We start from the raw sequence: 11,413 nt of genomic DNA on the forward strand, positions 1-11,413 counted from the left end.
ATAAAGCTTTAAGATTATTGTTTTTTTACTAGTATTACATTTCCGTAATCTGAAATTATAGAGACATTGTTAACTCCTCTTTTCTTATAAAAACCACTGTATTTTTTTAAGTTGTTTGAGTCTTCTTTAGAATTTACTTCTAATTCATTGTCATATTTAAAATTGGCATATTTTACAGTCACATTAAAATCAAAAGCATAATTAGCATCAAATCCAATGTTTAATCCCGTGTAACCAGCTGCAATATTTACAGTGTTGGCTTTCGCATTAATAGTTCCAATAGTTACATTGCTGTATTTTGTGGACAGTTTTAAATTATTGGATAATTCACCTATTTTGAGTGTTAGATAATTTCCGGTTGCATCTAATGATTTTACATTCTGAATTTTAATATTTCCGTATTTACTGATGTATTTAACAGCATCACTTTCTTGAATATCTACATCCGTATAATCAGAAGCTAAATCGAGTTTTGCAACTTCTCCAATTTTCAAATTCGAATACTTTGCTGTAACAGTAGCATTTTTTAAAAATGAAATACTTGAGTTAGAACAATATTCTACTAGGATGTTACTGGAGTTTCCGGATAATCTGCCTAAAGCTATTTTGCCATATTTACATTTAATTTCAGCATCAGAAAACAAGTCAGATGTAGTGATATTTCCATATTTATTATGAAGTTTTACACTTCCATTTTTTGGTATTTTGAGCGTATAATTAATTTGAAAACTATTGTTTTTGCCATTACTCTTATAACTGGAGTTTCCTAAAATGGTTTTTGCAGTAATCATCCCTTTCAGTGCAATTATATCAACATCAATATCGTTGATGCGCTGGTTGACCCAATTTTCGTTATCACCACTCACTTTTATGACAATATCCAATTCGGTTTTATCTTCGTCCCAAGTTGTTACTGAAATATTGCCGTATGAGTTATCAATATAAAGACCAGCATCCGAGTTTACGAAATAAGCTTTTTTAATATTTTTTTGTTTGGTATGGATATAATCAGGATCATTGGAAAATCCTAAAAATGGAATTAAAACGAATAATAGGAGTAGTTTAAATTGTTTTTTCATCAGAAATATTTTTTAATTTTTCATTGTTTTCAATATGTAACAGTACATTTTGTAAAAAAGAAATTCGGGTTTGAAGATTGCTGATCATCGCATAAATAATTTGCTTGCTTTCTCCATTTGTTTCTAATTCCTTAATTATTTTTTCATAATCACTATCTAATGTTCTCATTTGTTTGAGTGCATCGGAAATTATTTTTTCATTTTCAGGTGATTTTTTCTCTCTTATTTTTTCTAATTCATTTTCAATTAAAACGGTAAAAATAGAATCTGTTTGTTTGGTTTCTTTTGATGCAAATCGCAATTCTTCTGTTTTTTTAGGAGTAGTATTGAAGATTGAAAGTCCCAACATAACTACGATAGAAGCAGCGATTCCAATAGAAACGAAACGTTTCCAATTTGATTTCTTAGATTTTAATTTTTTTAAAAACCGTTCCTCATGATGATTTTCAATAGTTTCAATGTCCCATTGATTTTCAAATTTGTCAAATAATTTGTCTAGTTTTTTATTTTCCTTTTTCATATTTCCTCTAGTTTTTTTCTTAAACAATCCTTGGCTCTGCTGAGTGTAGTTCTGCAATTGGCATAACTGATATTAAGTATTTCGCTGATTTCTTCTTGGTCATAACCTTCGATGAAAAAAAGAGTCAAAACCATTCTGTAATTATATTTCAGAGAGTTGATGACCTCTAAAATTTGTTTTACTTTTAACTCATTGAAATCTATAATTTCAGTTAAAGCCGTTTCTTTTTCTTCAATTTTATAAAGTGTAGTATCAAAGTCTTCTGATTTGAATTGATTATTTTTTTTGTAAAAATCGATACTACAGTTCACGACTATTCTTTTTAACCAAGCACCAAAAGCAACTTCTTGTTTATAGTCGTTTATCTTAGTGAATGCTTTTAAAAAACCTTCCTGCATAACATCTTCAGCAAAATGAACATCTTTGACAATACGAAAGGACACATTATACATCGCTTTTGCATAGCGATTGTAAAGTTCACACTGTGCTTTTTGATTTTTTTGCCTGCAGAGCAAGATTAATTCTTCGATATTATGGTTGGTTAAACTCAAACAGCTGATTTTAGTTTATTATAAGGACTCGACCTTTTCACGTTTGTTACACTTTTATAAAACTAAATTATATTTTTTTAAAATAGAGTTCAATATTATTTAAATTATAAAATTATTCTAACCTTAGAATCATTGTTTTTTGCCAAAGAATAAACAGATTTAATTTTTATTTTGGCATAATGATTGTCTCTTTTAGTAGGAAGTGAATTATACATGTCAGATGTCGATTTTATTCAAAATAAACGGCATGATCCTTATATTTGCTTAATAAATGAAAATTTTTAATGACAAAAAGACTTAAATAATATATGTCAAATCATAAAATACTTACTATTGACAATCTGTCACTTCAGGAATTTGATTCAGAAGCAGATTTAATTCCACTTTTGACTCCTGAAGATGAGGAGGAAATGAATAATGAGGCTTTACCGGAATCATTGGCTATTTTACCGTTACGGAATATGGTTTTATTTCCTGGGGTTGTAATACCAATTACTGCTGGGCGAGATAAATCAATAAAATTAATCAATGACGCTAATGCTGCCGGTAAAACTATAGGAGTTGTTGCTCAAAAAAATGAAGAAGACGAAGATCCAACCAAAGACGATATTCATGCAATAGGAACTGTAGCCCGCATTTTACGTGTGCTAAAAATGCCTGATGGTAATATCACTGTAATTCTTCAAGGTAAAAAGCGCTTTGAAATTGATTCAGTTGTTTCTGAAACGCCATACATTACTGCAAAAATCAAGGAAGTTCCTGAAAAAAGACCTAAGAAAAACGATACTGAATTTGTAGCAATTCTGGATTCAATCAAAGAATTAGCGATTCAAATCATTAAAGAAAGTCCAAATATTCCAAGCGAAGCAACCTTTGCCATCAAAAATATTGAGAGTCAATCCTTCTTGATCAATTTTGTTACTTCTAATATGAACTTGTCTGTTGAAGAGAAACAAGATTTATTAGCGATTAATGAATTGAAAGGTAGAGCTTTAGAAACGTTGCGTTATATGAATGTTGAGTTGCAAAAACTCGAATTGAAAAATGACATTCAATCTAAAGTTCGTTTTGATTTAGACCAACAACAACGCGAATATTTCCTTCACCAACAAATGAAAACCATTCAGGAAGAATTGGGTGGCGTTTCTCAGGAAGAAGAAATGGACGAAATGTTGCAGAAGTCTTTGACTAAAAACTGGGACGAAAAAACTAAAAAACATTTCGATAAAGAATTATCTAAAATGCGACGCATGAATCCGCAAGCGCCTGATTTTGGAATTCAAAGAAACTATTTAGAGTTGTTCTTGGAATTGCCTTGGAATGAATATTCTAAAGATGATTTCGATTTAAAAAAAGCACAAAAAATATTGGACAGAGACCATTTTGGTCTTGAAGACGTTAAGAAAAGAATGATAGAACATTTGGCAGTTTTAAAATTGCGAAATGATATGAAATCTCCAATTATTTGTTTGACAGGACCTCCGGGAGTAGGAAAAACATCAATTGGACGCTCTATTGCAGAAGCTTTGGGTAGAAAATACGTTAGAATTTCGCTTGGTGGTTTGCGTGATGAAGCGGAGATTCGTGGGCATAGAAAAACGTATATTGGCGCTATGCCGGGACGAATCATTCAAAGTTTGAAAAAGGCAGGAACTTCAAATCCAGTTTTTGTTTTGGATGAAATCGATAAACTATCAAATAGCAATCAAGGAGATCCATCTTCGGCATTACTGGAAGTTTTAGATCCGGAGCAAAACAATTCTTTTTATGATAATTTCCTTGAAATGGGATACGATTTGTCTAAAGTGATGTTTATTGCCACGTCTAATAATATGGCAGCGATTCAACCTGCGTTGAAAGACAGAATGGAAATCATCAAAATGTCAGGCTATACGATTGAAGAAAAGGTAGAAATTGCGCGTCAGCATTTGTTTCCAAGACAATTGAAAGAACACGGTTTGACAACTAAAGATTTGACTATTGGAAAAAAACAATTAGAGAAAATCGTCGAAGGATACACACGTGAATCAGGTGTTCGTGGTCTTGAAGCTAAAATTGCTCAAGTAATCCGTAATGCAGCCAAATCTGTTGCGATGGAAGAGGAGTATAACAAAAAAGTTACCGAAGAAGATATCATAAAAACACTTGGTGTTCCAAGATTGGAAAGAGATAAATACGAGAACAATGATGTTGCCGGAGTGGTAACTGGTTTGGCTTGGACTTCTGTTGGGGGTGACATTCTGTTTATAGAATCGTTGCTTTCTCCAGGAAAAGGAACTATGACCATTACCGGAAACTTAGGTACGGTAATGAAAGAATCGGCAACCATTGCTTTAGAATATATCAAGGCAAATGCGAAACTTTTAGGATTGGATTCAGAGATACTTTCTAAATATAATATTCACTTGCACGTTCCGGAAGGTGCTACTCCAAAAGACGGTCCAAGTGCCGGTATTGCAATGTTGACGTCATTAGTTTCGCTGTTTACACAAAAACGAGTGAAGAAAAACTTGGCAATGACAGGAGAAATTACCCTGCGTGGGAAAGTTTTGCCAGTAGGCGGAATCAAAGAAAAGATTTTGGCGGCAAAAAGAGCGAATATAAAAGAAATTATTCTGTGTCACGAAAACAAAAGTGATATTGATGAAATAAAACCAGAATATCTGGAAGGACTTTCTTTTCATTATGTGAAGGAAATGAGCGAAGTATTGAAATATGCTTTGACTGATCAGAAAGTGAAAAATGCCAAGGATTTAAAATAAAAGTTAATTCCAAATTTTAAAATTCCAAATTCTAAAACCTGATTTTCAGTGCTTAGAATTTGGAATTTTTATTTGTAATTACGGGTTTTAAAGTTGCCATTTATTGTATTTATAATTTTATCTTCGCATTTACGTTTTACCTTACATAAGTTGCACTTTAAAGCATGTTAAAAAAACTTTTATTATACACCTCTTTTTTCATTTGTTCTGTGTCTTACAGTCAAATAGGAGGTAAGTATACCTATCAGTTTTTGAATTTGGTCACTTCGCCAAGACAAGCGGCACTGGGAGGAAAAGTAATCACTATTTATGATGATGATGTGAATCAGGCCCATTTTAATCCAGCAACCATAAATGCTGAAATGGACAACCATTTGGCTTTGAATTATGGAAGCTATTTCAAGGAAGTAACTTACGGAACGGCTTCTTATGCGTACACGTACGATCGACATTTGCAAACTTTTCAGGCTGGAGTAAATTATGTAAACTATGGCAATTTTGAAGGCTATGACGAAAACGGTCAACCAACCTCAGAATTTACAGGAAGTGAAATTGCCCTTTCTTTTGGCTATGCCTATAACATTCCCTATACCAATATTCATGTAGGTGCCAGCGCCAAATTAATTTCTTCTACCTTAGAAAGTTATAATTCTTTAGGTGGTGCAATTGATATTGGGGCACTTTTTATAGATGAAAAAAATGATGTAAATTGGGGTTTGGCTATTCGAAATATTGGGACTCAATTTTCTACTTATAATGCTACAAACGAAAAGCTGCCACTCGAAATAATTGCTGGCGTTTCGCAAGAATTAGAAAATGTACCTATTCGTTGGCATCTTACTTTGGAAAATTTGCAGCAATGGAATATAGCTTTTTCAAATCCGGTCAGGGCAGAATCATCATTTGACGGAACGGAGACTGAAGAAAAAATTTCATTTGTAAATAATGCGTTGCGACATGTAATAGTAGGAGTAGAGCTTTTTCCAAAAAAAGCATTTAATTTGCGTGTGGGATATAATTTTCGAAGAGCAGAGGAATTACGCCTTCAGGAACAACGTAATTTTTCGGGAGTTTCATTAGGTTTCGGACTTAAATTGAATAAGTTGAAATTTAATTATTCGTATTCCAGATACACATTGGCAGGAAATACAAGCCTTTTTGGGTTAACCATTAACTTTCAAGAATAATTTTTTCCTTTGAAAATTATGGAAGGACAGTTTGATTAATTATTAAAATTTAAATACAATATTTTGAAAAAAATTACCATCGCAATTGACGGATTTTCATCGACAGGAAAAAGCACGTTGGCCAAACAACTTGCGAATCATTTAGGATATATTTACGTTGATACTGGGGCAATGTACCGTGCCGTAGCTTTATTTGCCATGCAAAACGGGTACATAAATGCGGATTCTTTTGATAAACAAACATTAATTAACAGTTTGCCAAATATAAAATTGCAATTCAAATTCAATGCTGATTTAGGTTTTGCCGAAATGTATTTGAATGAAGTAAATGTTGAAACCGAAATCAGAACGATTGAAGTTTCCAGTTTTGTGAGTAAAGTAGCTGAAGTTTCTGAAGTTCGTGCCAAATTAGTCGAACAGCAAAAAGAAATGGGAAAAGACAAAGCAATAGTAATGGACGGAAGAGATATTGGGACTGTAGTTTTTCCGGATGCAGAGCTTAAAATTTTCATGACAGCAAGCGCAACTACAAGAGCGCAAAGGCGTTACGATGAGTTAGTTAAGAAAGGTGATGCTGTGACTTTTGATGAAGTTTTGGCAAATGTAGAAGAGCGCGATTACATTGACACGCACCGTAAGGATTCCCCTTTGGTTATGGCGGAAGATGCTATAGAAATTGATAATTCGCATTTGAATCGTGAGGAACAATTCGAGCTTGTGTTGGAATTGGTAAATGAAATTACTAAAACGGCATAATTATTTGCAGATCTCATTTTTAATAGTAGATTTACGCCTTGTTAATTTTTAAAAATAAAAAACAATTCATCTCATGGGAATTAAAAATAGATTGGTAATAATGAGCTTTCTTCAGTTTTTTGTTTGGGGAGCTTGGCTGATTACCATTGCAAATTACTGGTTTGGCACAAAAAACTGGGAAGGAACTCAATTTGGGTTGGTTTTTGGGACTATGGGAATTGCTTCTTTATTTATGCCAACACTAACTGGGATTATCGCTGACAGATGGATAAATGCTGAAAAATTATATGGAACGCTACATATTTTATATGCTGCGGTTTTATTCTATATTCCTCAAGTTACCACTCCAAATTCTTTTATTTATATTATGCTTTTGGCGATGTGTTTTTATATGCCAACGATTGCTTTGAGCAACTCTATATCGTATAATGCCCTCAAATTAAACAATAAAGATATTATTAAAAATTTTCCACCTATTCGGGTTTGGGGAACAATAGGTTTTATTGTTGCGATGTGGATTACTAATTTAACGGGAAACAAATCAACAGAATATCAGTTTTATATAGCAGGTTTAGCGGCAGTATTTCTAGGGATTTATTCCTTCACTTTGCCAAAGTGTAAACCGCAACGTTTGTCTAAAGAAAATGCTTCTATCATGGAAACATTAGGGTTAGAATCGTTTAAATTATTTGCTGATTATAAGATGGCTTTGTTTTTTGTTTTCTCAATGTTTTTAGGAGGCGCTTTACAGTTGACAAATGCCTATGGAGATGTTTTCTTAGATGAGTTCAAACATTTTCCAAAATATGCTGATTCATTTGTTGTAGAATATTCGACCATAATAATGTCAATTTCTCAAATTTCGGAAACCTTATTTATTCTTGCGATTCCTTTTTTTTTAAGACGTTTTGGTATCAAACAAGTTATGTTGATTAGTATGCTTGCTTGGGTATTGCGTTTTGGATTGTTTGCTTACGGAAATCCAACAAGTGGTTTATGGATGATTATTATGTCTTGTGTGGTTTACGGAATGGCATTTGATTTCTTTAATATCTCAGGGTCATTATTTGTTGAAACGAATACAGACCCTAAAAATCGTTCCTCAGCACAAGGTTTGTTTATGATGATGACCAATGGTTTTGGAGCAGTTTTAGGAAGTTTTACTTCGGGATGGGCTATTGATAAATATTTTACAAAATCATTTAATAATACTACTGATTTGGCTGGTTTCTTGGAAACAGAAACGACTAATCCAAAAATGTTGGAATTTGTTACCGGTCAAGGGAATTCAATTACTGCCGATGGATTGTTTAGTAAAGTAATTTTTATGAAAGACTGGCATACAATTTGGCTGGCTTTTGCAATTTACGCATTGATAATTGCCGTTGCATTTGCAGTTTTATTCAAGCACAAACACAATCCTATGGATGTTGAAAATGTAAGTCACTAAAACAGGATTGAAATAATATAGAACCCGATATTTTTATACGATATCGGGTTTTTTTATACTGAAAAATCAGGATAAAACCTATCTAGCCCCGATGGAGCTGATATCCTCGCATCTCGTCTTTTGGGACGAGAGGAGAGATAAAGGCGAGAGCGGGAACTTTGCTTGCAAAAAAGCCAATTAATTCGCTCCTGATTATCAATCGATTATCTTGTCTGTAAAATTTTGCTGTTTAAGATAAATGTGTTACTTTTGCAGTCCTTTTGGTGAATAAGAGTTTCCTTTAGGGTTCAACTAATTATACAAACAACTTCTGTTGTTTTCTAGCACATTAAGAAACTCGAGAAAATACAGAATACAAATTTTTAATCAGCATGTCTGAACAATTAAAATCACAAGAAGAGTTTTTAGCAAATTTTAACTGGCACAATTTCGAAGAAGGTATTGATGCTGTTGATGAGAAAAACTTATTAGAATTCGAAGAACTAGTTTCAAAAACATTTATCGCTACTGATCAAGAAGAAGTTGTAGATGGTGTAGTTGTTAGAATTACAGATAGAGACGTTATCGTTGATATCAACGCAAAATCGGAAGGTGTTATTTCATTAAACGAATTCCGTTACAACCCAGCATTAAAAGTAGGTGATACTGTTGAAGTATTAATTGACATCCGTGAGGATAAAACTGGTCAATTAGTATTATCTCACAGAAAAGCACGTACTATCAAATCATGGGATAGAGTTATTTCGGCTAACGAAACAGGAGAAATCGTTAATGGTTTTGTAAAATGCAGAACTAAAGGTGGTATGATCGTTGACGTTTTCGGAATTGAAGCTTTCTTACCAGGATCTCAAATTGATGTTAAACCAATTAGAGACTACGATGTATATGTAAACAAAATGATGGAATTCAAAGTGGTAAAAATCAACCACGAATTCAAAAATGTTGTTGTTTCTCATAAAGCGCTTATTGAAGCGGATATCGAAATCCAGAAAAAAGAAATCATCGGTCAATTACAAAAAGGACAAGTATTAGAAGGTGTTGTTAAAAACATTACTTCTTATGGTGTCTTTATTGACTTAGGTGGTGTTGATGGATTGATTCACATTACTGACCTTTCTTGGTCTAGAATCAACCACCCATCTGAAGTTCTTGAATTAGATCAAAAATTAAACGTTGTAATCCTTGATTTCGATGACGAAAAAACAAGAATACAATTAGGATTGAAACAATTGAACGCTCACCCATGGGACGCTTTAGATGCTAACTTAAAAATTGGTGATAAAGTAAAAGGTAAAGTAGTTGTAATCGCTGATTACGGTGCATTTATTGAAGTTGCTGAAGGTGTTGAAGGTTTAATCCACGTTTCTGAAATGTCTTGGTCTACTCATTTACGTTCTGCTCAAGATTTCGTAAAAGTAGGTGATGTTGTTGAAGCAGTTATCTTAACATTAGACAGAGATGACCGTAAAATGTCATTAGGTATCAAACAATTGTCTCAAGATCCTTGGACTGATATCACTGCTAAATACCCAGTAGGTTCTAAACATACAGGTATCGTTAGAAACTTTACAAACTTTGGAATTTTCGTAGAATTAGAAGAAGGAATTGATGGATTAATTTACATCTCTGACTTATCTTGGACTAAGAAAATCAAACACCCATCTGAATTTGTAAACGTTGGTGAAAAACTTGACGTTGTAGTATTAGAATTAGATGTTGAAGGACGTAAATTATCTTTAGGTCACAAACAAACTACTGCTAATCCTTGGGATCAGTATGAAGATTCTTTCGCAGTTGGAACTATCCACACAGGTGAAATTTCTGAAATCGTTGACAAAGGAGCTACTGTAGAATTCGGAGATGATATCGTTGCTTTCATTCCTACACGTCACCTTGAAAAAGAAGACGGAAAGAAATTGAAAAAAGGTGATTCAGCTGATTTCAAAGTAATCGAATTCAATAAAGAATTCAAAAGAGTAGTTGCATCTCACACTGCTATCTTCCGTGAAGAAGAAGAGAAAAATGTGAAAGCAGTTTCTGAAAACACTTCATCTTCATCTACAAATGCACCAGCTGCAACTTTAGGTGATAACAATGATATGTTAGCTGCATTGAAAGCTAAAATGGAAAAATCAGAGAAAAAATAATTTCTTGAAATTTTTTGAATATAGAAAGCCCCGCAATTTGCGGGGCTTTTTTTTGTGCTTTATTTTTTAGGAGCAGTGCAGTTGAATTCGCAATCCACAATCCTCCCGCTGTACGCAGTATCTTTTTATTGTGCAGAAAACCTATTTTTAAAATCAACTTTTGTATAACACAATAAAAAGGATACTTGCTGCCATCGGGGCTAATTAGAACTAATGTCAATTTCATCTCATTCAGAAAAATTAAATTTTTAAAAATAATTTCATTTTTTAAAACCAAACACAATTAAACACCGTAAATGAAATTATATAACTTAAAAAATAGATTTTATGAAAACTAGAAAATTTTTATCCATTGCATTATTTACAGTAGTATTAGGAGCAACTTCATTCGCTCAAAAAACAGTTATGGTTGGTGGAGCTGCCATGTATCCATCTAAAAATATTGTTGAGAATGCTGTTAATTCAAAAGATCATACAACTTTAGTTGCAGCAGTAACAGCAGCCGGATTAGTTGAAACATTACAAAGTAAAGGACCATTCACCGTTTTTGCCCCAACAAATGCCGCGTTTGACAAATTGCCTGCTGGAACTGTAACCACATTATTAAAACCAGAAAACTTAAAAACATTGCAAACAATCCTTACATATCATGTTGTTGCAGGAAAAATGAACGCTTCGGATATAGCAAAAGCTATTAAAATGGGTAATGGAAAAGCTACAATGAAAACAGTAAGTGGTGGAACTTTGACAGCTTGGATGCAAGGAAAAGATTTATACATTACAGATGAGAATATGAATAAAGCTAAGGTAACAATTGCAGATGTTAATCAATCAAATGGTGTGATTCACGTGATTGACGCTGTTGTATTGCCTAAACAATAATTTTTGGATTAGAGGTTGATATTTTGTTAGTCTTAAGAGCCCTGCAACTTGCGGGGCTTTTTTGTATAAAAAAAATCCC

The 11,413-nt window shown here is 33.1% G+C and carries 9 protein-coding genes; 6 read left to right on the plus strand and 3 right to left on the minus strand.

Annotated features, from left to right (window positions below):
* Positions 1–14: 14 nt before the first annotated feature.
* From Q1W72_RS16605 to Q1W72_RS16615, 3 genes are read right to left on the minus strand one after another with little or no spacing between them, the layout of a single operon-like run.
* Positions 15–1,079, minus strand: a complete 1,065-nt coding sequence (locus Q1W72_RS16605; protein ID WP_302136546.1) for a hypothetical protein — start codon at positions 1,077–1,079, stop codon at positions 15–17.
* Complete coding sequence (locus tag Q1W72_RS16610; protein ID WP_099716329.1) at positions 1,063–1,599, minus strand: anti-sigma factor; 537 nt, start codon at positions 1,597–1,599, stop codon at positions 1,063–1,065. The genes Q1W72_RS16605 and Q1W72_RS16610 overlap by 17 nt, the downstream gene beginning before the upstream one ends.
* Positions 1,596–2,150, minus strand: a complete 555-nt coding sequence (locus tag Q1W72_RS16615) for an RNA polymerase sigma factor (RefSeq protein WP_302136547.1) — start codon at positions 2,148–2,150, stop codon at positions 1,596–1,598. The genes Q1W72_RS16610 and Q1W72_RS16615 overlap by 4 nt, the downstream gene beginning before the upstream one ends.
* A 308-nt stretch (positions 2,151–2,458) precedes the next feature.
* Between Q1W72_RS16615 and lon the strand changes: the two genes are divergently transcribed.
* The 6 genes from lon (at position 2,459) to Q1W72_RS16645 (ending at position 11,334) form a co-directional block, all read left to right on the plus strand.
* Entirely contained in the window at positions 2,459–4,912 is a 2,454-nt protein-coding gene (gene lon, locus Q1W72_RS16620; protein WP_302136549.1) for an endopeptidase La, read from the plus strand.
* Positions 4,913–5,076: 164 nt separating this feature from the next.
* Positions 5,077–6,099: a type IX secretion system protein PorQ gene (gene porQ / locus Q1W72_RS16625; RefSeq protein ID WP_302136550.1), complete on the plus strand. Its 1,023-nt coding sequence runs from the start codon at positions 5,077–5,079 to the stop codon at positions 6,097–6,099.
* Between the two features lie 63 nt (positions 6,100–6,162).
* Positions 6,163–6,855, plus strand: coding sequence for a (d)CMP kinase (cmk, locus tag Q1W72_RS16630; protein ID WP_302136552.1), 693 nt, complete (start codon positions 6,163–6,165; stop codon positions 6,853–6,855).
* A 73-nt stretch (positions 6,856–6,928) separates the two neighbouring features.
* Positions 6,929–8,305, plus strand: coding sequence for a nucleoside permease (locus Q1W72_RS16635; RefSeq protein ID WP_099715436.1), 1,377 nt, complete (start codon positions 6,929–6,931; stop codon positions 8,303–8,305).
* A 371-nt stretch (positions 8,306–8,676) separates the two neighbouring features.
* Positions 8,677–10,452, plus strand: coding sequence for a 30S ribosomal protein S1 (gene rpsA, locus Q1W72_RS16640; RefSeq protein ID WP_099715437.1), 1,776 nt, complete (start codon positions 8,677–8,679; stop codon positions 10,450–10,452).
* Positions 10,453–10,779: 327 nt separating this feature from the next.
* Positions 10,780–11,334 (plus strand): fasciclin domain-containing protein, encoded by a 555-nt coding sequence (locus tag Q1W72_RS16645; protein WP_099715439.1) that lies wholly within the window; start codon positions 10,780–10,782, stop codon positions 11,332–11,334.
* Positions 11,335–11,413: the final 79 nt, after the last annotated feature.

Origin of the sequence: Flavobacterium sp. ZE23DGlu08, from assembly GCF_030505335.1 — a bacterium.
Taxonomy (GTDB): domain Bacteria; phylum Bacteroidota; class Bacteroidia; order Flavobacteriales; family Flavobacteriaceae; genus Flavobacterium; species Flavobacterium algoritolerans.

Coding starts and splice junctions, on each gene's coding strand:
- lon (WP_302136549.1), top strand. CDS start 2,459: ATGTCAAATCATAAAATACTTACTATTGACAATCTGTCACTTCAGGAA.
- Q1W72_RS16605 (WP_302136546.1), bottom strand. CDS start 1,079: ATGAAAAAACAATTTAAACTACTCCTATTATTCGTTTTAATTCCATTT.
- porQ (WP_302136550.1), top strand. CDS start 5,077: ATGTTAAAAAAACTTTTATTATACACCTCTTTTTTCATTTGTTCTGTG.
- Q1W72_RS16635 (WP_099715436.1), top strand. CDS start 6,929: ATGGGAATTAAAAATAGATTGGTAATAATGAGCTTTCTTCAGTTTTTT.
- Q1W72_RS16610 (WP_099716329.1), bottom strand. CDS start 1,599: ATGAAAAAGGAAAATAAAAAACTAGACAAATTATTTGACAAATTTGAA.
- Q1W72_RS16645 (WP_099715439.1), top strand. CDS start 10,780: ATGAAAACTAGAAAATTTTTATCCATTGCATTATTTACAGTAGTATTA.
- rpsA (WP_099715437.1), top strand. CDS start 8,677: ATGTCTGAACAATTAAAATCACAAGAAGAGTTTTTAGCAAATTTTAAC.